Below are 20,802 nucleotides of genomic sequence, written 5' to 3'. Positions count from 1 at the left end.
CGCAGTGAGCCTCCGCCTGTACGACACGGCCGCGCGTGCCGTGCGCGACTTCACGCCCCTGCGTGCGGGACGGGTCTCCATGTACGTCTGCGGCCTCACCGTGCAGGGCCCGCCGCACATCGGGCACGTCCGCTTCGCGATCGCCTTCGACGTGCTGCGCCGCTGGCTGCTGCACACCGGCAGCGAGGTCACCTACGTCCGCAACGTCACCGACGTCGACGACAAGATCCTCGCCAAGGCCGACGCCGCCGGGGTGCCGTGGTGGGCCTGGGCCTACGAGAACGAGCGGGCCGCCACCCGCGCCTACGAGGTGCTGGGCACCCTCCCGCCCACCTACGAGCCGCGGGCCACCGGGCACGTGCCCGAGATGGTGGAGCTCATCGAGCGGCTGATCGGCCGCGGCCACGCCTACGCGGTCGGCGGCGACGTGTACTTCGACGTCCGTTCCTTCCCCGGCTACGGGGAGCTGACCGGCCAGAAGCTGGGCGACCTGCAGCCGGCGGCGGACACCGACACCGACGAGCGGAAGCGGGACCCCCGCGACTTCGCGCTGTGGAAGGGCCACAAGGACGGCGAGCCGGACACCGCGTCCTGGCCCACCCCCTGGGGGCGCGGCCGGCCCGGCTGGCACCTGGAGTGCTCCGCGATGGCCGGGCGCTACCTCGGCCCGGAGTTCGACGTGCACGGCGGCGGCCTGGACCTGCGCTTCCCGCACCACGAGAACGAGCGGGCGCAGTCCCAGGCGGCCGGCGACGGGTTCGCCCGGTACTGGCTGCACAACGGCTGGGTCACCATGGGCGGCGAGAAGATGAGCAAGTCGCTGGGCAACACCCTGCTGGTCGACGAGGTCGTGCAGCGGGTGCGCCCGGTGGAGCTGCGGTACTACCTGGTCGCCCCGCACTACCGGTCGACGATCGAGTTCACCGAGGGGGCGCTGGCCGAGGCGGGGGTCGCCTACCGGCGGCTGGAGTCCTTCGTGCGCAAGGCCGCGGAGCGGGTGGGGGCAGACGTCGGCGCCCCCGTGCTGTGTGCCGACTTCACCAACGCCATGGACGACGACCTGGCCACCCCGGCGGCGGTCGCCGCGGTGCACGAGATGGTGCGTGAGGGCAACACCGCCCTGGCCGCCGGCGACGACCGGGCGGTGGCCGGTGTGCTGGGCTCGGTCCGCGCGATGCTGGGCGTGCTGGGCCTGGACCCGCTGGACCCGCAGTGGGCCGGCGGCGGCACCGACCGGCGGCTCACCGGGGTGACCGAGGGCCTGGTCGCCCTCGCCCTCGGGCAGCGCGCCGCCGCCCGGGCCCGCAAGGACTACGCAGCAGCAGACGCCATCCGTGACCAGCTCGGCGCTCTGGGCGTGCAGGTCGAGGACACCGCCCAGGGCACACGATGGGAGCTGACCAGCTGATGGCCGGCAACAGCCAACGACGCGGCCGCTCGGCCGGCGCCGGGAAGAAGACCGCCACGACCGGGACCGGCGGCAAGAACCGCAGGTCGCTGGCCGGCCGGGGCGCGACACCGCCGGCCGCGGCGCGGCCGAACCACCCGGCCTTCAAGAAGGCGCAGGCGGCCGTCGCCCGGCGGGACAACCGGCAGCGCGTGCAGCGGCGCAACGAGGAGGCCCCCGAGCTGCTGCTGGGCCGCAACCCGGTGCTGGAGGCGCTCCGCGCGTCCATCCCGGCCACCGCGCTGTACGTGGTCACCGGGGACACCAGCCGCGGCGGCACCGACGAGCGGATCGCCGAGTCGGTGCAGCTCGCCGCCGACCGCGGGCTGCCGCTGCTCGAGGTGGGCAAGGCCGAGTTCGACCGGATGAGCGACGGGGCGCTGCACCAGGGCATCGGCCTGATGGTGCCGCCCTACGACTACGCGCACCCCGACGACCTGCTCGACATCGCCCGCGACTCCGGCCGCCCGCCGCTCCTCGTCGCGCTCGACGGGGTCACCGACCCACGCAACCTGGGGGCCATCGTCCGCTCGGCCGCGGCGTTCGACGCGCACGGCGTCGTGGTCCCGCAGCGGCGGTCCGTGGGGATGACCGGCTCGGCGTGGCGCACCAGCGCCGGTGCGGCGGCCCGGCTGAAGGTCGCCCGCGCGGTCAACCTGGCCCGCACCCTGGGCGGCTACCAGGACGCCGGGCTGCAGACCGTCGGCCTGGCCGCCGACGGGGACATGGACATCCACGACTACGACGGCTTCGCCGACCCGATCGCGCTGGTGGTCGGGGCCGAGGGCGCGGGGCTGTCCCGGCTGGTGCGGGAGCGGTGCGACGTCGTCGTCTCCATCCCGATCACCCGGGCCACCGAGTCGCTCAACGTCAGCGTCGCCGCCGGGATCGCCCTGTTCGCCGCGGCAGCGGCGCGCCGCTGACCCTCAGGTCCGGGGCGACCAGGCGACCGCGGAGACCTCCACCAGGTAGGGCGGGACGAACCCGCAGGAGATGGTGGTGCGGATCGGCATCGGCGGGGTGAAGTACTCGCTGTAGACGGCGTTGAACTCGTCCCACCGGCCCATGTCGGTGAGGTAGCACGACGTCTCCACCACGTCGACGGGGCCGGTGCCCGCCGCCGTCAGCACCGCCACCAGGTTGTCCATCGTGGCCCGCACCTGGGTGCGGAAGTCGGTCAGCGAGCTCGGGCGCCCGGAGGTGTAGTCGATCCCGACGATGCCGGCGGTCCGCACCGTGTCGCCCAGCCGGACGGCGAGCGAGTAGGGGAACAGGCCAGGGAGCATCCCCGGGACGTCGGTGTGCACGGGAGCGGTCATGCCGGCACCGTAGGCGGTGCCCGCGCCACGCGATCAGGACAGCAGCTGCGCGACGGTGTAGATGACCAGGCCGGCCAGCCCGCCGACCACGGTGCCGTTGACCCGGATCCACTGCAGGTCCCGGCCGACCTGCAGCTCGATCCGGCGGCTGGTCTCGTCGGTGTCCCAGCGGGCCACCGTGGTGCCGACCAGGTCGGCGACGTCGCCGGAGAAGCGCTCGACGGCGTACCCGGCGGCCCGGCGGGTCTGCCGCTGCACCAGCTCGCGGACCGTCGGGTCGTGGGTGAGCAGGTCGGCGAGCTGCCGGATCACCGTGGCCAGCCGCGCCCGCAGCTCGGAGTCCGGGTCGGCGGCGGCGGTGACCACCGCGTTCTTCACCGTCGTCCACAGCGACCCCGACCAGGTGCGGACGGCGGGGTGGTCCAGCAGCTCGTCCTTGAGGTGCTCCACCCGGTCAGCCGTCGCCGGGTCGGTGCGCAGCGCGTGCACGTAGGCGCGCAGCCGGCCGTCGTAGGAGCGGCGCAGCTCGTGCCGGGGGTCGGCGCCGACCTCGGCCAGGAAGAGCTGCAGGCCGCTGAACACCCTGTCGAACACCCGGTCGTCGACCCAGTCGGGCACCCAGGGCGGGGAGGCGTCGCCCAGTTGGGCGCGGAAGACCACCCGGTTGTCCTCCAGGAAGCGGGCCAGGCCGTGCAGCGCCGCGGAGAGCACCTCCTGGTGCCGGTCGCCGTCGACGACCAGCTCCAGGGTGCGGGCCACGGCCGGCGCCGCCGGGGTCTCCCGCAGCTTGCGGTCGACCACCGAGGCCACCGCCGGCTGCAGGTCGTCGTCCCGGAGCAGCTCGGTCAGCGCGCCGAGGGCGGCACCGACGTCGCCGGCCAGCCGCTCGGCCCGGCCGGGTGCGGAGAGGAAGGCGCCCAGCCGGCCGGGGACGTCGGTGGCGGCCAGCCGCTCGTCGACGACCGCGCGGGTCAGGAAGTTGTCCTGGACGAAGGTGCCCAGGCTGGTGCCGATCTGGTCCTTCTTGCGCGGGATGACCGCGGTGTGCGGGATCGGCAGCCCCAGCGGGTGCCGGAACAGCGCGGTGACGGCGAACCAGTCGGCCAGCGCGCCCACCATGGAGGCCTCGGCGGTGGCGCGCACGTAGCCGACCCAGGCGCCGGCCTCCTCGCCGGCGAGGACGCAGGCCAGGAACACGGCGGCGGCCGCCACGAACAGGCCGGTCGCCAGGCGCTTCATCCGCGCCAGGTCGCGGGCGCGCTCCGGGTCGTCGAGGGAGCCGGTCAGCGGGACGGTCGACTGCGGGCCCGGCACGGGAGGAGCCTAAGGGGCTCGTCGCGGACGCCCGCCCGCCCCGCCCCCGCGGTGCGGGGACGGGGCCGGCGGTCCGCGGGGGAGGTCACTCGGCCGCGGCCAGCGTGACGTCCACCGTGTTGGTGTCCGACCCCCGCCGGACGGTCAGCGTCACCTCGTCGCCGGGCTGGGCGCTGCGCACGGCCGCGGTGAGCTCGGTGGAGGAGGTCACCGGCCGGTCGCCGACGGCGGTGACCACGTCACCGACCTGCAGTCCGGCGTCGGCGGCCGGGCTGCCGGCCTGGACCAGCACGACCTCCGCACCGGTGCCGACGGGGGAGTCCTGCGCCGCCGCGGTCCGGGCGCTCACGCCGAGGAGCGCGTGGGTGGCCGAGCCGGTGTCGATGATCTGCTGGGCGATCCGGGTGGCGGTGTTGGAGGGGATGGCGAAGCCAACGCCGATGTTCCCGCCCTGGGCCTCCTGGCCGGGCAGCTGGGTGGCCACCGTGGCGATGGCGGTGTTGATGCCGATCACCTCACCGGCCGCGTCCACCAGCGCGCCACCGGAGTTGCCCGGGTTGATCGCGGCGTCGGTCTGCAGGGCGTCGATGACCGTCTGCTCCTGGTCGGAACCGGTGGCGACGGCCCGGTCGGTGGCGCTGATGATGCCGTCGGTCACCGTGTTCGACAGCCCCAGAGGTGCCCCGATGGCCACTGCCAGGTCGCCGACCTGGACCTCGTCGGAGTCGGCGAACGTCGCCGGGGTCAGCCCGGAGGCGTCCTGCAGCTTCAGGACGGCGAGGTCCGAGGACGGGTCGGTGCCGACGACCCCGGCTTCGTACAGCGTCCCGTCCGCGGTGCGGACCTGGACGCCGGCGCCCTGACCGGCGCCGTCCAGCGAGACCACGTGGTTGTTGGTCAGCACGTAGCCGTCGTCGGAGAGGACGACGCCGGACCCCGAGCCCGAGCCGGACCCCGAGCTGACGTACACGGTGACCACGCTGGGCGCGGCCTTCGCGGCGGCCGCGGCGGCCGAGGTGGCCGTCTGGGGGTTGGTGATGGTGACGTCCTGCGCGCTCACCGTGGTGGCCCGGCCGGCGACGTCGTCGCTGATCACGGTGGCCACGCCGGCTCCGGCGCCGCCGCCGATCAGCGCACCGGCCACCAGGCCGGCCACGCCCATCCGCCACCGGCCGGCCCGGCGGGGTGCCGGCGCACTCGCGGCGGGGAAGGCGCCCGGCGCCCCGGGCGGCTGGAACACCGGTGGGACCCCGCCGGGGCCGCCGGGCCGCTGGCCCCAGCCGGCCGGCGGCCAGCCCTGGTGGGCCGTCGCGCCGGGACCCGCCGGGGTGGCGCCGGGGGCAGCCGGGCCGCTGACGGGCGTCGTGGGTGCGTCCTGCGCCCGGTACGGGTTGGCGGCGTGCGCCGCGGGCCGGTCGGTGGGCTGGTGCGGTGTCGGGTCGGCCGGCGGCAGCTGCGCCCCGGCGGCGGTCCGGTCGTCGTCCGGCCCGGTCTGGTCGCCGGGGCGGTTCTGCTCGGTCACTGGTCGTCCTCCCAAACCCGCGGCGGGCCGTCCCCGCTGCGATGACACCACTCTGCGGCGGCGGACTGGTCCGCGACTGGAGGTGCGCTGTGAGTTCCCTGGACGCGGCGGCGCCCGGGTCAGCCGCCCAGCTCACCCCGGGCGACCAGCTCCAGGGTGACCCACACGGCCAGGCACTGGGCGGCCAGCAGCCCGACCAGCACCAGCAGCTGGGCGGCGCCGGCCGCCACGGCGCTGCCACCACCGAGCAGCACGCCGACGAACGCGCCGGGGAGGGTGACCAGACCCACGGTGCGGGTCTGGTCCAAGGCCGGCACCAGCGCCGTGGCGGCGGAGGGCCGGGCGATCTCCAGGACCGCGTCGCGGGGCAACAGCCCCAACGCCAGCGCGGCCTCGACCTCCCCGCGCCGCTGCTGCAGCTCCTCGCGCAGCCGCCGACCGGCCAGCGACGTGGCCGTCATGGCGCCGCCGATCACGATCCCGGCGACCGGGATCACCGCGATGCCCCGCAGCGGCACGGCCCCGGTGGCCAGCACCAGCAGCACGACCGGCGCCGCGCCGGCGACGACGGCGGCGCCCGCGGCCACGGAGCGCCGCCGCAGGCCCGGGGCGCGCAGCGGCAGGCGGGTCACCCGGCCCGCCGCGGTGACCGCCGCGACGCTGAGCATGACCAGCACGAACAGTGCCGACAGCTCGAGCGACCCGACGACGGCGACCAGCACGGCCGAGACCGCGGCCAGCTGGCCGGTGGCCCGCAGCGCGGCGGTGACCACCGGCCGCTGCTGCCCCAGCCCGGACCCCCACCCGGCGGCGGCCGCGAGTGCGGTCAGCACCAGCAGGGCCGCCACCAGACCCGGTCCGAGGTCGACCACGGAGCTGCCCACGGCGCGCCATCGTGCCCGACGCGGTGGGCGCCTCCGGGGGGCCGGGACCACGACGAGCGGGATCGGCCGCGGTGGGGGACTCTCTGCACATCGGGTCGACGACGGGCCAGCACCCGGCCGGTCGGCGCGGCCCTGCTCATCCACCGGGAGGAAGCCGTGGCGGCACGCGGTCCGCTCACCCGCGCCGCGGTCCGGCTGGCGGCCGTCGCGGCCGGCGGCACGGCGGTGGTGCTGTCGGTGATGGCCGGGCGGGCGGCCGAGGCCGTCCTCGTCCTGTGCGCCGGCTCGGCCGCACTCGTCTGGTGGCTGCGTCGCCTGCCCGCCCCGGGACGCCGTCCGGGCGCGGCGATCGCGCCGCCGGCGGGCCCGCCGGCCACGCGCCGGTCCCTGCACCCCTCCGAGCGGGGTGCCCCCCCGGACACCCCGCGGCCGGCCCTGCCGCCGGTGGCGACCGCGTCGGTGGAGGAACTGGGCCGGGAGTGGCAGCGGACCGCGACGGTCCTGGAGACGGTGGTCGACCCCGTCATCCGGGGGCAGGTGGTCCGCCGCCGGGGCGAGGTGCTGGACGAGCTGGAACGCCGGGACCCCGCCGGCTTCGCCCGCTGGCTGGTGTCCGGGGCGTCGGTCGACGGTTCGCCCGCCCGGTACCTGCGTGGCGACTCGACGGCGGGCCCCGGCCCGAGCTGACCGGGGGACGGCCGGGGGCCGCAGCCGCCGGCCGACCGGTAGCCTCGCAGCCGGTCTGCACCCGCCCCATTAGCTCAGTGGTAGAGCACTCGCCTTGTAAGCGAAAGGTCGTCCGTTCAATCCGGACATGGGGCTCCACCAGGCCCGGGACGACGATCCGGGCACCCCGCGCGGACGCGCGTGGGGACGGCGACCGTGCCAAGGTCGGGTCCTCGCTGCCGACAGGGCAGCCGACCCCGAGGAGCAGCCTTGAGCGACCACGTCTACCGGCTGAGCGAGATCGTCGGCAGTTCCCCCACCAGCGTCGACGACGCCATCCGCACCGCCATCCGCAAGGCCTCGCAAACCGTGCGGAACATCGAGTGGTTCCAGACCCAGGAGATCCGCGGCCAGGTCGTCGACGGCGACGTCGGCTACTTCCAGGTCACCATGAAGATCGGCTTCCGGGTCGACTGAAGGACCCGCTCCTCCCCAGCCCTCGCACGCTCGGGCCGGGTCCCTGGAGCGGGCCGGCCCGGCGCGGGTCCTTCGACTCGGGACCGGGCCGGGTCAGGCCAGGACGACGTCGTCCCCGCGGACCTCCACCTCGACGGGGGTCAGCGGGGACGTCGCGGGCCCCTCCAGGACGTCGCCGGTCGCCGGGTCGAAGGCCGAGGAGTGACAGGGGCAGACGAGCCCGGCGTCGGTGGACCGGACGGTGCAGCCCTGGTGCGTGCACTCGGCGTCGAAGGCGACGACCTCGTCCTCCCGCGGCCGGGACACCAGGACCCGTCGCCCGTCCAGCGACAGCTCGTGGGCGCCGCCGACGGGCACGTCGGCCAGCGGCACCAGCACGTCCCCGGCGGCGGTCCCGGTCACCTCGGGCACGTCCGGTCCGCCGGCGCACCCGGCCAGGCCGAGCGCCCCGAGGCCCGCGCCCCCGGCGGCGAGCAGGGTCCGGCGGGACAGGCAGGGGGGCACGGACGTCACGGGCGCCATCCTGCCCCGTCGCTCAGTCGAAGCTGCCCGACCCGCCCTGGCGGTACCGGGCCTGTCGTTCCACCCGTTCCCGCTCGGCCCGTTCGGCCCGGACCCGGCCACTCGTCCCCGGCGGGTACCCGGCCTTGACCGCCCGGTGCTCGGTCGTCTCGGTCATGTAGGCGAGGGAGAAGAGCAGTCCGATCAGCGTCCCGCCGAGGGCGGCGCTGACCCGGAAGGCGAGGGGCACCGGTGCCACCGTCAGGCAGAGCACCACCACCGGGGCCAGTTGCACCAGCGCCCGGGCCAGGTGCCGCCACACCCACGTGCGCCGGGTGACGTCCTCCAGCACCCAGCCGGACAGGGAGCGGGGGAGCCCCCCGCCGTACGCGTACCAGAGCCACTGCCACGGGCTGGGTCGTCCAGCTGCCACACAGTCGACGGTAGGCGCACCGGCGGGCACGGCGCCGCTCCCGTGCACGCCGCGCGGACGGTTGTGCCGGAGGGTGAGCTGCGCCACACTTCGCCGAGGGTGACCGGAGGAGGACGCATGCGGGTCGAGGACGTGCTGCGACACAAGGTCGACGGAGTCGCGGTGGCCACGGTCCCGGGCGACGCGACGATCGGCGACGCACTGGCCCAGCTGGTGGAGCGCAACGTCGGGGCGCTGGTGGTGACCGCCGACGGCGAGCACGTGGACGGCGTGGTCTCCGAGCGCGACGTCGCCCGCGGGCTGCACGCCCGCGGCGGTGCGGTCCTCGGGGACCCGGTCAGCTCGGTGATGACGGCGCAGGTGCACACCTGCACCCCGCAGACCGGGGTCACCGACCTGACCCGGCTGATGACCGAGCGCCGGGTCCGGCACGTGCCGGTCGTGGTGGACGGCCGGCTGGCCGGCCTGGTGTCCATCGGGGACGTCGTGAAGGCCCGGCTCGACGAGCTGGAGACCGAGCGGGAGCAGCTGGTCGGGTACATCCAGACCGGCTGAGCCACCGCCGGCGCCCCGGCCGGTCCGACGTAGGGTCGTTGCATGGACCAACGCCGGGTGGGGGTGCTCACCGGGCTGGCGGCCTACCTGCTCTGGGGCCTGTTCCCGCTGTACTTCCCGCTGCTCGAGCCGGCCGGCGGCGTGGAGATCGTCGCCCACCGCATCGTCTGGTCGCTGCTGTTCGTCGCCGTGCTGCTCACCGTGGTGCGGTCCTGGACCCAGGTCCGCGCCGCCGTCACCGACCTGCGCACCCTCGGGGTGCTCGCCCTCGCGGCGGCGCTGATCGTCGTCAACTGGCTGGTGTTCGTCTACGGCGTCAACTCCGGGCACGTCGTCGAGACCTCGCTGGGCTACTTCATCAACCCGCTGGTCAGCGTGCTGCTGGGGGTGGTGGCCTTCGGTGAGCGGCTGCGCCGGATGCAGTGGGTGGCCGTGGCAACCGCCGCTGTGGCGGTGGTGGTGCTGACCGTGGACTACGGCCGGCCCCCGTGGATCGCGCTCGCCCTGGCGGGCTCCTTCGGCCTGTACGGCCTGATGAAGAAGCTGGTCCGGGTGGAGGCCGCTCCCGGGCTGTTCGTCGAGACCGCGCTGGTGGTGGTCCCGGCACTGCTGGTGATCGGCGTGATGGAGGCCCGCGGCACGGCCGTCTTCGGCCACGCCGGTGCCGGCAACGCGCTGCTCCTGGTGGGCTCCGGGATCGCCACCGCGATCCCGCTGCTGCTCTTCGCCGCCGCCGCCCGCCGGGTGCCGCTGTCGACCGTCGGGCTGCTGCAGTACGTCAACCCGCTCATGCAGCTGGCGATCGGCGTCTTCGTGTTCAGCGAGCCGATGCCCCCGGCGCGGCTGGCTGGGTTCGCCCTCGTGTGGGTGGCGCTGGTGGTCTTCACGGTCGACACGCTGCGCGCGGCGCACGGCAACCGCCGGCCGGCCGAGCCCCGGGTGCCGGCCACCACCTGAGGGACCGCCGCGCCCAACCGTGTGACCGGTGGGGCTGGCGTCCCGGATCACCCGGTGCTGCGCTGGGCACGAGCCCGCACGCGGGCTAGCCTTCATCACCGTGGGGAGGCATGCGGCGTCGGCGGGTGACGGACGGGGCTCGGAGGCCGTCGCCCTCGACCAGCGACCGGCCGCTCCGGCGACCTCCGCGCGCGCCGCCGTCCCCTCGCCGGACCGCCGCACGCCCCCGGCTCCTGCCGCCGCACCCCCGACGGCAGCCGCCCCCGCCCCGCTCCGGCCGGACGCCCCGCCGTGGCGGAGCCCGGAGCAACCCGGTCCGCCCGCGCGGCCGGTCGGAACCGGACCGGACACGGGCGCCGACGACGCCACCATGCCGCGGCGCAGCCGTGCCGAGCGGCGCCGGGAGGGACTGCTGCCGCCCGGCGAGGACCCCGTGCTCCGCCGCGCTCCGGCCACGGCCGCCCGGCCGGCGACGTCGACCCCGCCCGGTGGCGGACGGCGGCGCGGCGACCAGCCCGCTCCACCGCGCAGCCCGGCGACGGGCGCCGGTGCTCCGACCGGTGCCCGCCCCACCCCGGGCCCCCCGGCCCGCCGCCCGGCACCGGGACCCGCGTCCACGCCCGGGGCCTGGACCACTGCCGCACCCGTCGCCGCGCCGGCCCCGCACCCGACCGGTCCCGGACCGGCCGACGACCTGGGCTGGCTGCACGACCCGGTGGGCAGCTCGTGGCAGTCCACCGGCTGGGACCCGGCCGGCAGCGGGTCCGCCGCGTCCGACCCGGGCGGTCCCTGGGACCGGCCGGCTCCCGACGTCCCCGCGACGGTGGCTCCCCCCGGCGCGGGTCCGGCGCGCCGGTCCTCGACCCCGCTGGGCCCCGTCGGCCCCGTCGCCGGGCCGCCCACCTCGCTCGCCCCCGTCGCCGCGCCGGCCACCTCGCTCTCCTCCTCCGCCGGGCCGGGGTCACTGCCCGCTCCCGCCCTCGCCGCCCCGATGTCCGACCCGACGGCTCTCGTGCCGGTCGCCGGACCGCCCTCGGCGCCGGCCACCTCGCTGACCTCCACCGCCGGGCCCGGGCTGTCCCCGCGCACGGGGGAGCGCCCGCGACCCGGCCGCCGCACGGACTCCCCGGTCCCGCAGGTCCCGGGTCCCGCGTCGGCCGGCGTCCCGACGGGCGCCGCGTCCGCCGCCGAGCGCCCGCGGGAGGACGACGCCCCGGCGCCGGTCCCGGGGCCGGCCAGCGGGCCCGTCGGCGGCCGTGCCGCCGCCCGTCTGGAGCGCCAGGCCGCCGAGGCCGCGGCCCGCAAGGCCGGTCGCCGCGGCGGCACGGCGACGAACTCCCGGACCGCCCCGCCGCGCCGCGACCCCGCCGGCCGCGGACGCCGCGGCGGCTCCGCGCCGGACCCGGGCGCCCGCGACGTCGGCGCAGCCGCGCCGTCCGGGTCACCGCCCCGGCCGGTGCAGTTCGCGATCGCCATGGTGATCGTCGCGCTGGTGCTGCTGGGCGCCTGGTCCTTCGGTTCCCCGGCCACGCAGGAGGCGTCCTCCGGGGCGCTCAAGGCCGGGACCGGGGCCACCGCCACCGCGCCGGCCCCGTCCGCCACCGTCCCCGCTCCCGAGCCCTCCGCCGCGGTCCCGCCCGCCGAGGTCGCCCCGCCCACCCCGGTCCGCGCCCCGGTGACGGTGCTCAACAGCACCGGCATCACCGGCCTGGCCGGGTCGATCAGCGAGCTGATCGGCGCCGGCGGCTGGGAGCTGCGCGGCACCGGCCCCTACGCGGGCCCCGAGATCGCGATCACCACCGTCTACTACACCGAGGGCGACCCCGTGCAGCAGGCCGCCGCCGAGCAGCTGATCGAGCAGTTCCCCGACGTGTCCGGACCCGCGCCCCGCTTCTTCGACGTCCCCGATGTCCCCGACCCCGGGCTCGTGGTGGTCGCCACGGGGAACTGGCAGCCCTGACCGCACCCCGGCGCCTCCGGCGGAACCGACTCGGCCCGCCGTCCGTTGCCGCCCACGTGCGTCCCGTCCCCGGGCCCGCGCCCGTCGGCCCGAGCCCTGGTCCCCACCTTGGCACCCGGTCGGCGGTCGCCGCCCTGCTCACCGCCCTGCTCGCCGTCGCGCTCGTCGTGCTCACCCCGCCGGACGCGGCGCGTGCCGCCGAGGACGTCGGGACCGAGGACGCGCGGGTGCCGTCGGGGACCGGTCCCGACGCGGTCGAGCTGGACACCACCCTGTACCTCCCCGGCTCGGCCACCCCGGCGGACCCGGCCCCGGCCGTGCTGCTGGCCCACGGGTTCGGCGGCAGCAAGAGCTCGGTCGCCGCCGACGCCCAGGACCTGGCCGAGCGGGGCTACGTCGTCCTGGCCTGGTCGGCCCGCGGGTTCGGCGCCAGCACCGGCCAGATCGGGCTGGACGACCCCCGGTACGAGGTCGCCGACGTCTCCACGCTGCTCGACCTGCTCGCCGGACGCGACGACGTGCTGCTGGACGCCGCCGGCGACCCGCGCGTCGGCGTGGCCGGCGCCTCCTACGGCGGCGCGCTGTCGCTGCTGGCCGCGGCGCAGGACCGGCGGATCGACGCGATCGTCCCGCAGATCACCTGGCACTCGCTCACCTCGGCGCTGTTCCCCGAGTCAGCCGGCACCGTCGAGGACGCCGACACGCTCGCCGCCGCCCCGGTGAGCACCGATGCGGGGGTGTTCAAGCGGTCCTGGGCCGGGCTCTTCTTCGGCGTCGGCTCCGTGCCCACCGGTGGCGGGCTGCTCGGTGGCCTGGCCGGGTTCGGCGGGGGCGCCGCCGGTGGCGGGGGGAGCGCGGCGCGCGACGACGCGTCGGGTGCCCCCGACGTCGCGCCGGACCCCCAGAGGCTGACCTGCGGGCGGTTCCGGGCCGACGTCTGCGCCGCCTACCAGGCCGCTGCCTCCACCGGCACGCTGACCCCCGAGGTCGCCGCGGTGCTCGACCGCAGCAGCCCGGCCGCGGTGCTGGACCGGATCACCGCCCCGACGCTGCTCGTCCAGGGCACCCAGGATTCGCTGTTCGGCCTGGGCGAGGCCGACGCCAACGCCCGGGGCATCGCCGCCAACGGCACCCCGGTCAGCGTGGTCTGGTACGCGGGGGGCCACGACACGTCGGCCTCCGAGCGGGTCACCGCGGACCTGCGGGACCGGGTGGCGGGCTGGTTCGACGTGCACCTGCGCGGGCAGGAGCCCGCCGCCGGGCAGGACGCCGGCTTCAGCTACCCCGCGCCGACCGCGGTGGGCGGCGGGGTCACCGTCCAGGGGGGCACGCAGACCGTCGCCGCCGCGGCCTACCCCGGCCTGGACGGCGGCGACCCCGCGCAGCGCAGCGCCGTGTCCGTCCGAGGCCCCGCCCAGCCGGTGGTCACGCCGGCCGGCGGCAGCCCCGCGGCGCTCACCACCGTGCCCGGCCTGGGCGCGGTCGGCGCCGCGCTCGGCGGGGCGACGGTGGAGGTCCCCGGGCAGTTCGCCGCCTTCGACAGCTCGCCGCTCCCCGACGCGCTGGACGTGGTGGGGACGACCACCACCACCCTCGCGGTCTCCTCGCCCAGCGGGACGGCGACGCTGTTCGCCAAGCTGTACGACGTCGGTCCGGACGGCGGCACGACCCTGCCCGCCGGACTGGTGGCCCCGCTGCGGCTGACCGGGCTGTCCACCGACCCGGCCGCGCCGACCCGGGTCCCGGTGACGCTGCCGGGCATCGTGCACCGCTTCGAGGCCGGGCACACCATGCGGCTGCTGGTCTCCTCGACCGACCAGGGCTTCGCGCTCCCGGCCCAGGCGGCGGTGTACTCCGTCGGCCTCGGGACCGGTACCGCCGAGCTCGCCGTCCCGCAGGCCGGGGGCACCGTCGCCGGCACCACCGGGTCGGCCCGCTGGTGGGTGCTGCTCGGCGTCCTGGCGGCGCTGGGACTGCTCGGCTGGCTGACCGCGGTGCTGTGGGGCCGCCGGCGCCGGCGGCAGCTGTCCGAGGCCAGCCCCGACGGCGAGGACGTGCCGCTGCGCTTCGAGGGCGTCACCAAGGCCTACAAGGACGGCTTCGTCGCCGTCCGGGACCTGTCCTTCGAGGTGCGTCGCGGCCAGGTGCTCGGACTGCTGGGCCCCAACGGCGCGGGCAAGACCACCTCGCTGCGGATGCTGATGGGGCTCATCCGGCCGACCGAGGGGCGCATCTCGGTGTTCGGGCACGCCGCCCGGCCGGGCGCGCCGGTGCTGTCCCGGCTCGGCTCCTTCGTCGAGGGCACCGGCCTGCAGCCGCACCTGTCCGGCCGGGACAACCTCACGCTCTACTGGGCGGCGACCGGCCGGCCGCCCGCCGACGCGCACATGGAGGAGGCGATCGAGGTGGCCGGCCTGGGCGCCGCCATCGACCGCCCGGTGCGCCGGTACAGCCAGGGCATGCGGCAGCGGGTGGCCATCGCCCAGGCGATGCTGGGCCTGCCGGACCTGCTGGTCCTCGACGAGCCGACCAACGGGCTGGACCCGCCGCAGATCCACGCCATGCGCGAGGTGCTGCGCTCCTACGCCCAGACCGGCCGCACGGTGATCGTCTCCAGCCACCTGCTGGCCGAGATCGAGCAGACCTGCAGCCACGTGGTGGTGATGGCCAAGGGCCAGAAGATCGCCCAGGGCACCGTCGAGGAGATCGTCGGCACCGGCGGGGCGGTGCTCCTCGGACTGGCCGACGACGCCGACACCGACCGGGCCGTCGCCGTCCTCGCGGCGCTGCCCGGCGTGGGGCCGGTCGAGCGGGTCGACGAGGGGCTGGTCGTCGACCTCGGTCCCACCGGGCGGGCCGCCGCGCTGACCGCGCTGGTCGAGGCCGGCATCGGGGTGGACCAGCTGACACCCCGTCGCCGGCTGGAGGACGCGTTCCTGTCACTGGTGGGGGAGTCATGAGCACCGTCGAGCCGCACGTCCAGGCGACCGGAGCGGTCGCCGGGTACCGGCCGGAGCGGACGTTGCGACTGTCGGTCGAGCTGCGCCGGCAGTTCAAGCGCCGCCGGACCCTCGGCGTCCTGGCGCTGATGGTCGTGCTGCCGCACCTGCTCATCGGCGCGCTGAAGCTGGGTGGCAGCGAGGAGGCGGCGGAGAACGACCGGGTCAACCTCGTGGACGTCGCGACGGCGAGCGGCCTCAACCTGACGCTCTTCGTGCTCTTCGCCACCACCGGCTTCTTCCTCGTGGTGGTCTTCGCGCTGTTCTTCGGTGACACGGTGGCCAGCGAGGCGCAGTGGGGGTCGTTGCGGTACGCGCTGGCCACGCCGGTCCCGCGGGCCCGGCTGCTCCGCCAGAAGTGGCTGGCTGCCCTGGTGCTGTCGGTCGGCTCGCTGGTCGTGCTGGTCACCGTCTCGCTGGTCGCCGGCGGGGTCGCGTTCGGCTTCGAGGACCTGCAGACGCCGGTGGGCATCTCCCTGGACCAGGGGACGGCGCTGCTGCGGCTGGCCGGGATGGTCGGCTACCTCGCCGTCCACCTGCTCGTCGTCGGGACCCTCGCCTTCTGGCTCTCCACGGTGACCGACGCCCCGCTGGCCGCGGTCGGCGGCGCCGTGTTCACCACGGTCGTCTTCGCCGTGCTGGAGCAGGTCGAGCAGCTGGGCGGCATCCGCGACTGGTTCCCCACGGCGTTCAACTACGCCTGGACCGACCTGCTGCAGACCCCCGTCGACTCCGCCGACCTGTTCCGCGGCGTCGTCCAGGGGCTGGCCTACGCGGCGGTGTTCACCGCCCTCGCCGTCCGCCACTTCAGCCGCAAGGACGTCACCTCGTGACGGCCCCGTCCGGAGGCTCGCACCGAGCTCGCCAGGAGGACCCCGTCCTCCCCACCCCTCGCAGGCTCGGGGCGGTGCCCTGGACGGGGCCTACAGGCTGGCGAGGACGGCCTGGGCCCAGCCCTCGCCCATGGGGGCGTCGGTCACCGACGCGTTGGGGACGGCGGCCACCAGGCCGGTCATCCCCGGGACGGCGGCGCCGTTGGCGGTGATCCACAACCGGGACACCGCGGGGGCCATCTCCAGGTCGCTGACGCTGTCGCCGATCGCCACCGCGTCGGCGGGGTCCAGCCCGCGGCGGGCGAGGTCCCAGCTGATCCCCGCGCCCTTCGTGATGCCGCGCGGCATCAGGTGGTAGACCCGCGGCGGCCGCGCCTCTTCCGCCAGCGTCATCCGCGCGGTGGCCGGGATCTGGCCGTTGTCCTTCAACGTCAGCCAGCCCCAGCCGCGCCCGGCCAGCCACGCGTCGACGGCGGCGGCGTCCACCAGACCCCGCAGCAGGGCGTCGGCGGTGTGCGTCGCGTGCCAGGGCTCGTGCCACTCCAGCCGCCCGGCGTGGGCGGCGACCAGCTCCTCGACCACCCCGAGCTCGGCCATCACCGCCATCGGCGTGCGTCCGGCGTGCTCGCGCGGCAGCTCACCGGTGAGCAGGTGGGTCTCCCGGCCCCCCGCCCAGCTCACCAGCGACCCGAGTTCGGCGATCGACCCGTCGGCGGCGAAGATCCGCGCCGCCTCCACCAGCTGCTCGTGGGTCCGGCCGCTGACCAGCACCAGCGGGACCCCCGCCCGGTGCAGCTCGAGCAGGGCGGTGGCCGGCGTGGCGGTCAGCGCGCGGGCGGCGGTGTGCCAGAACGACCCGCGCGGGCCGACCATGGTGCCGTCGAGGTCGGTGTAGACGATGCGGGTGGGCACCCCGACATCCTGGCCGGTACCCGGCGGAGCGTCCTGTCCGATGCCCGGCGGGCCTCGTCGGCCGTTGCGGTCGGCCGCCCCCGCCGCGGGTAGGCTCTCCCCGTTCCACTCATCCAGAGGGGCAGAGGGACACGGCCCGACGAAGCCCCGGCAACCGCCGTCCGCACACCCGCGGCCGGAAGGTGCCAATTCCGTCCCGCGCGGCTCGACGGCCCGGCGCGGGGAAGATGAGGAGGTAGTCGTCGCATGACCATGACCGCTCCCGGTGCCGCCCAGGCCGACTCGTCGGCAGGGGGCCCGCTCACGCCCAACCCGGCCCGTGGCCTGGTCTGCCGCAACTGCGGCGCCACCTTCGGCCTCATCGCCGAGCACGCCTGCGCCGAGTGCTTCGGCCCGCTCGAGGTGGACTACGACGGCGAGCTGATGCGCGCGGTCACCCGCGGACAGATCGAGGCCGGGCCGCAGAACATCTGGCGCTACGCCCCGCTGCTGCCCGTCGGGCACGACCCGGCCGACCGGGTCACCCTCGACCCGGGGCTGACCCCGCTGGTGCGCGCCGACCGGCTGGCTGCCGAGCTCGGCATCACCGGCGGGCTCTGGGTCAAGGACGACTCCGCCAACCCCACGCACTCCTTCAAGGACCGGGTGGTCAGCCTGGCGGCCACCGCGGCACGGACGTTCGGCTACCGCAAGATCGCCTGTGCCTCGACCGGCAACCTGGCCAACTCCGTCGCCGCCCACGCGGCGCGGATGGGGCTGCCCTCGTTCGTCTTCGTGCCCAGCGACCTCGAGCCGGGCAAGATCGTCCAGTCCGCCGTGTACGGCCAGGCCCTGGTCGCCGTGGACGGGTCCTACGACGAGGTCAACCGGCTCACCAGTGAGCTCGCCGAGACCGACGAGTTCGAGGACACCGCCTTCGTCAACCAGAACGTCCGGCCCTACTACGCCGAGGGCTCCAAGACGATGGGCTACGAGATCGCCGAGCAGCTCGGCTGGCGCATCCCCGCCCAGGTCGTCATCCCGATGGCGTCGGGGTCGCTGCTGACCAAGGTCGACAAGGCCTGGCGCGAGCTGACCGCCGCCGGCGTCGTCGAGGCCACCGACTGGAAGGTCTTCGGCGCCCAGTCGGCCGGCTGCGACCCGATCGCCACCGCCTTCGACAACGGCTGGGACGTGGTCAAGCCGGTCAGGGCCACCGGCATCGCCAAGTCCCTCGCCATCGGCAACCCCGCCGACGGCCCCTACGCCCTGGACGCCGTCCGGCGCACCGGCGGCTCGGTCGGCCGGGCGGGGGACGAGGAGATCGTCGCCGGCATCCGTGACCTGGCCCGGACGACGGGCATCTTCGGTGAGACGGCCGGCGGGGTCACCGTCGCGGTGCTGCGGAAGCTGGTCGAGAGCGGTCGGCTCGACCCCAGCCGGGAGGTCGTCGTCCTCAACACCGGTGAGGGGCTCAAGACCCTCGACCCGCTGCTGCCGGTGGTCGGCCCAACGCACCGGGTCCAGCCGTCGCTGGCCTCGCTCCGGGCGGCCGGCCTGATCGGGTGAAGGACCCCGTCCCCCCCCCCCCCCACCCCTCGCGAGCTCGGGGCGGTGCCCTGGACGGGCCGTACCACAGTTCGGGTGAGACCGCGCGTCGGGCCCCTGGCCAGCGCTGTCGCCTGCTGTACCGTTCCGCGCGGTTCGGGTCCCACGTTCGTGTTCGACGGGCGGAAGAGCTGACACCCGGCTACCCGTCCCGGGGGCCGTCCGCACGCACGGAACGTGGGAGCACACGTGGCACAGGGCACCGTGAAGTGGTTCAACGCCGAGAAGGGCTTCGGCTTCATCGCCGTCGACGGCGGCCAGGACGTCTTCGTCCACTACTCGGCCATCCAGATGGACGGGTACAAGAGCCTCGACGAGGGACAGCGCGTCTCCTTCGAGGTCGTGCAGGGCGAGAAGGGGCCGCAGGCGGACGCCGTCCGCGCCGAGTGACGCGGTGACACCCGAGGCCCGGTCCCCGTCAGGGGGCCGGGCCTCCGGCGTCCCGGGGGCCTGCGTGGACCCCCGTTCTTGCACTCGGATGGGTCGAGTGCCAGACTCGTGGTTGGCACTCGGAGTACCTGAGTGCCAACCAGGTCGGAACGGTGAGACACCGGTCGTGGGCCGCAGGAGCGTCCACGCCGCCGGTGTCGTCCGTCGCGGGCGCCGGACCTGACCAGCCAGCGATCCACGCATGGAGGACATCACCACATGGCCAAGATGATCGCCTTCGAGGAAGAGGCTCGCCGCGGCCTCGAGCGGGGCATGAACACCCTCGCCGACGCCGTCAAGGTGACCCTCGGTCCCAAGGGCCGCAACGTCGTACTCGAGAAGAAGTGGGGCGCGCCCACCATCACCAACGATGGTGTGAGCATCGCCAAGGAGATCGAGCTCGAGGACCCCTGGGAGAAGATCGGGGCCGAGCTGGTCAAGGAGGTCGCCAAGAAGACCGACGACGTCGCCGGTGACGGCACCACCACCGCCACCGTGCTCGCCCAGGCCCTCGTCCGCGAGGGGCTGCGCAACGTCGCCGCCGGCGCCAACCCGATGGCCCTGAAGAAGGGCATCGAGAAGGCCGTCGCCGCCGTCTCGGACTACCTGCTCTCCACCGCCAAGGACGTCGAGACCAAGGAGCAGATCGCGGCCACGGCCTCGATCTCCGCCGCCGACCCGGCCATCGGCGAGCTCATCGCCGAGGCGATGGACAAGGTCGGCAAGGAAGGTGTCATCACCGTCGAGGAGAGCAACACCTTCGGTCTCGAGCTCGAGCTCACCGAGGGCATGCGCTTCGACAAGGGTCACCTGTCGGCGTACTTCGTCACCGACACCGACCGCATGGAGACCGTGCTCGACGACCCGTTCATCCTGGTCGTCAACAGCAAGATCTCCTCGGTCAAGGACCTGCTCCCGCTGCTGGAGAAGGTCATGCAGTCCGGCAAGCCCCTGGCGATCATCGCCGAGGACGTCGAGGGCGAGGCCCTCGCGACCCTGGTGGTCAACAAGATCCGCGGCACCTTCAAGTCCGTCGCGGTGAAGGCCCCGGGCTTCGGCGACCGCCGCAAGGCCATGCTGAACGACATCGCCATCCTCACCGGTGGCCAGGTCATCAGCGAGGAGGTCGGCCTCAAGCTGGACACCGCCGACCTGTCCCTGCTGGGCCGGGCGCGCAAGTTCGTCACCACCAAGGACGAGACGACCATCATCGAGGGCGCCGGTGACGCCGACCAGATCCAGGGTCGCGTCAACCAGATCCGCGCCGAGATCGAGAAGTCGGACTCCGACTACGACCGCGAGAAGCTGCAGGAGCGGCTGGCCAAGCTGGCCGGTGGCGTCGCCGTCATCAAGGCCGGCGCCGCGACCGAGGTCGAGCTCAAGGAGCGCAAGCACCGCATCGAGGACGCGGTGCGCAACGCCAAGGCCGCCGTCGAGGAGGGCATCGTCGCCGGTGGTGGCGTCGCCCTGGCGCAGGCCGCGGCCGTCGCCTTCGACAAGCTGGAGCTCGAGGGTGACGAGGCGACCGGTGCCAACATCGTGCGCGTCGCGCTCGAGGCCCCGCTGAAGCAGATCGCCATCAACGCCGGCCTCGAGGGCGGCGTCGTGGCGGAGAAGGTCCGCAACTCCGAGACCGGCTGGGGCCTCAACGCCGCCTCCGGCGAGTACGTGGACCTGGTCGCGGCCGGCATCATCGACCCGGCCAAGGTCACCCGCTCGGCGCTGCAGAACGCCGCCTCCATCGCGGCGCTCTTCCTCACCACCGAGGCCGTCATCGCCGACAAGCCGGAGAAGAACGCCCCGGCCATGGCCGGCGGCGGCGACGGTGGCATGGGCGGCATGGACTTCTAACCTCCTTCTAAGAGGACCCCCTCGCTCCCCGGGACACGCTCCGCGCGTCCCGGGGCCCTGCGAGGGAGCCGTTCCAGGCTCCACACCGCACCACCAGCACTGCCCGGCAGGGGCGGTCCCGCACTCGCGGGGCCGCCCCTGTCGGCGTCCCGGGGC

At 75.5% G+C, this 20,802-nt stretch carries 19 protein-coding genes, 1 tRNA gene and 1 riboswitch; of the genes, 13 read left to right on the top strand and 7 right to left on the bottom strand.

Going from position 1 to position 20,802, the window contains the following annotated elements; all coding sequences use genetic code 11:
- Positions 1-4 precede the first annotated feature (4 nt).
- Together cysS and rlmB are read left to right on the top strand one after the other, a co-directional pair.
- Positions 5-1,408: a cysteine--tRNA ligase gene (cysS, locus tag ACWIX6_RS20820; RefSeq protein WP_448614345.1), complete on the top strand. Its 1,404-nt coding sequence runs from the start codon at positions 5-7 to the stop codon at positions 1,406-1,408.
- Positions 1,390-2,370: a 23S rRNA (guanosine(2251)-2'-O)-methyltransferase RlmB gene (rlmB, locus tag ACWIX6_RS20815; RefSeq protein WP_448614344.1), complete on the top strand. Its 981-nt coding sequence runs from the start codon at positions 1,390-1,392 to the stop codon at positions 2,368-2,370. The genes cysS and rlmB overlap by 19 nt, the downstream gene beginning before the upstream one ends.
- A 3-nt stretch (positions 2,371-2,373) precedes the next feature.
- On the opposite strand, the gene ACWIX6_RS20810 is transcribed toward rlmB, so the two are convergent.
- From ACWIX6_RS20810 to ACWIX6_RS20795, 4 genes are all read right to left on the bottom strand, one after another.
- A complete protein-coding gene (locus ACWIX6_RS20810) occupies positions 2,374-2,766 on the bottom strand; it encodes a RidA family protein (RefSeq protein WP_448614343.1) in 393 nt (130 codons plus the stop codon).
- Between the two features lie 33 nt (positions 2,767-2,799).
- Positions 2,800-4,080 (bottom strand): DUF445 domain-containing protein, encoded by a 1,281-nt coding sequence (locus tag ACWIX6_RS20805; protein WP_448614342.1) that lies wholly within the window; start codon positions 4,078-4,080, stop codon positions 2,800-2,802.
- 85 nt (positions 4,081-4,165) lie between these two features.
- Entirely contained in the window at positions 4,166-5,602 is a 1,437-nt protein-coding gene (locus tag ACWIX6_RS20800; RefSeq protein ID WP_448614341.1) for a trypsin-like peptidase domain-containing protein, read from the bottom strand.
- Positions 5,603-5,721: 119 nt separating this feature from the next.
- Positions 5,722-6,486: an ABC transporter permease gene (locus ACWIX6_RS20795; protein ID WP_448614340.1), complete on the bottom strand. Its 765-nt coding sequence runs from the start codon at positions 6,484-6,486 to the stop codon at positions 5,722-5,724.
- A 156-nt stretch (positions 6,487-6,642) separates the two neighbouring features.
- On the opposite strand from ACWIX6_RS20795, the gene ACWIX6_RS20790 reads away from it, so the two are divergent.
- From ACWIX6_RS20790 to ACWIX6_RS20780, 3 genes are all read left to right on the top strand, one after another.
- Positions 6,643-7,173, top strand: coding sequence for a hypothetical protein (locus tag ACWIX6_RS20790; RefSeq protein ID WP_448614339.1), 531 nt, complete (start codon positions 6,643-6,645; stop codon positions 7,171-7,173).
- 63 nt (positions 7,174-7,236) lie between these two features.
- Positions 7,237-7,311 (top strand) — tRNA-Thr (locus ACWIX6_RS20785).
- A 111-nt stretch (positions 7,312-7,422) separates the two neighbouring features.
- Positions 7,423-7,629, top strand: coding sequence for a dodecin (locus ACWIX6_RS20780; RefSeq protein WP_448614338.1), 207 nt, complete (start codon positions 7,423-7,425; stop codon positions 7,627-7,629).
- 93 nt (positions 7,630-7,722) lie between these two features.
- On the opposite strand, the gene ACWIX6_RS20775 is transcribed toward ACWIX6_RS20780, so the two are convergent.
- Complete coding sequence (locus ACWIX6_RS20775) at positions 7,723-8,142, bottom strand: Rieske (2Fe-2S) protein (protein WP_448614337.1); 420 nt, start codon at positions 8,140-8,142, stop codon at positions 7,723-7,725.
- Positions 8,143-8,164: 22 nt separating this feature from the next.
- Positions 8,165-8,563, bottom strand: coding sequence for a DUF5313 family protein (locus ACWIX6_RS20770; protein WP_448614336.1), 399 nt, complete (start codon positions 8,561-8,563; stop codon positions 8,165-8,167).
- A 117-nt stretch (positions 8,564-8,680) separates the two neighbouring features.
- Between ACWIX6_RS20770 and ACWIX6_RS20765 the strand changes: the two genes are divergently transcribed.
- The 5 genes from ACWIX6_RS20765 (at position 8,681) to ACWIX6_RS20745 (ending at position 15,867) form a co-directional block, all read left to right on the top strand.
- A complete protein-coding gene (locus ACWIX6_RS20765; protein WP_448614335.1) occupies positions 8,681-9,118 on the top strand; it encodes a CBS domain-containing protein in 438 nt (145 codons plus the stop codon).
- A gap of 42 nt (positions 9,119-9,160) precedes the next feature.
- Positions 9,161-10,075: an EamA family transporter RarD gene (rarD, locus tag ACWIX6_RS20760; RefSeq protein ID WP_448614334.1), complete on the top strand. Its 915-nt coding sequence runs from the start codon at positions 9,161-9,163 to the stop codon at positions 10,073-10,075.
- 370 nt (positions 10,076-10,445) lie between these two features.
- Complete coding sequence (locus tag ACWIX6_RS20755) at positions 10,446-12,035, top strand: LytR C-terminal domain-containing protein (RefSeq protein ID WP_448614333.1); 1,590 nt, start codon at positions 10,446-10,448, stop codon at positions 12,033-12,035.
- Between the two features lie 56 nt (positions 12,036-12,091).
- Complete coding sequence (locus tag ACWIX6_RS20750) at positions 12,092-14,995, top strand: alpha/beta fold hydrolase (RefSeq protein WP_448614332.1); 2,904 nt, start codon at positions 12,092-12,094, stop codon at positions 14,993-14,995.
- Positions 14,992-15,867, top strand: a complete 876-nt coding sequence (locus ACWIX6_RS20745) for an ABC transporter permease (protein WP_448614331.1) — start codon at positions 14,992-14,994, stop codon at positions 15,865-15,867. Before ACWIX6_RS20750 ends, ACWIX6_RS20745 begins: the two co-directional genes overlap by 4 nt.
- Positions 15,868-15,957: 90 nt before the next feature.
- Here the strand turns inward: ACWIX6_RS20745 and ACWIX6_RS20740 are convergent, their stop codons facing one another.
- Positions 15,958-16,779, bottom strand: coding sequence for an HAD family hydrolase (locus ACWIX6_RS20740; RefSeq protein WP_448614330.1), 822 nt, complete (start codon positions 16,777-16,779; stop codon positions 15,958-15,960).
- A gap of 106 nt (positions 16,780-16,885) precedes the next feature.
- A riboswitch (SAM riboswitch) is annotated at positions 16,886-17,013 on the top strand.
- A 12-nt stretch (positions 17,014-17,025) separates the two neighbouring features.
- Here ACWIX6_RS20740 and thrC point away from each other — a divergent pair.
- The 3 genes from thrC to groL all read left to right on the top strand — a co-directional run bounded on the left by thrC (position 17,026) and on the right by groL (position 20,646).
- A complete protein-coding gene (gene thrC / locus ACWIX6_RS20735) occupies positions 17,026-18,327 on the top strand; it encodes a threonine synthase (protein ID WP_448614329.1) in 1,302 nt (433 codons plus the stop codon).
- A 228-nt stretch (positions 18,328-18,555) separates the two neighbouring features.
- Positions 18,556-18,756, top strand: a complete 201-nt coding sequence (locus ACWIX6_RS20730; protein WP_448614328.1) for a cold-shock protein — start codon at positions 18,556-18,558, stop codon at positions 18,754-18,756.
- A 258-nt stretch (positions 18,757-19,014) separates the two neighbouring features.
- Positions 19,015-20,646, top strand: coding sequence for a chaperonin GroEL (gene groL / locus ACWIX6_RS20725; protein WP_448614327.1), 1,632 nt, complete (start codon positions 19,015-19,017; stop codon positions 20,644-20,646).
- The last annotated feature ends 156 nt before the right edge of the window (positions 20,647-20,802 follow it).

The sequence above is a fragment of the Modestobacter sp. URMC 112 genome, from assembly GCF_053502575.1.
This window is presented reverse-complemented; position numbering and strand designations above follow the sequence as displayed.

Excerpts from the sequence above, each read along its gene's own strand:
- rlmB (WP_448614344.1), top strand. The coding sequence starts at position 1,390 with ATGGGAGCTGACCAGCTGATGGCCGGCAACAGCCAACGACGCGGCCGC.
- ACWIX6_RS20810 (WP_448614343.1), bottom strand. The coding sequence starts at position 2,766 with ATGACCGCTCCCGTGCACACCGACGTCCCGGGGATGCTCCCTGGCCTG.
- ACWIX6_RS20765 (WP_448614335.1), top strand. The coding sequence starts at position 8,681 with ATGCGGGTCGAGGACGTGCTGCGACACAAGGTCGACGGAGTCGCGGTG.
- rarD (WP_448614334.1), top strand. The coding sequence starts at position 9,161 with ATGGACCAACGCCGGGTGGGGGTGCTCACCGGGCTGGCGGCCTACCTG.
- ACWIX6_RS20755 (WP_448614333.1), top strand. The coding sequence starts at position 10,446 with ATGCCGCGGCGCAGCCGTGCCGAGCGGCGCCGGGAGGGACTGCTGCCG.
- ACWIX6_RS20745 (WP_448614331.1), top strand. The coding sequence starts at position 14,992 with ATGAGCACCGTCGAGCCGCACGTCCAGGCGACCGGAGCGGTCGCCGGG.
- thrC (WP_448614329.1), top strand. The coding sequence starts at position 17,026 with ATGACCATGACCGCTCCCGGTGCCGCCCAGGCCGACTCGTCGGCAGGG.
- groL (WP_448614327.1), top strand. The coding sequence starts at position 19,015 with ATGGCCAAGATGATCGCCTTCGAGGAAGAGGCTCGCCGCGGCCTCGAG.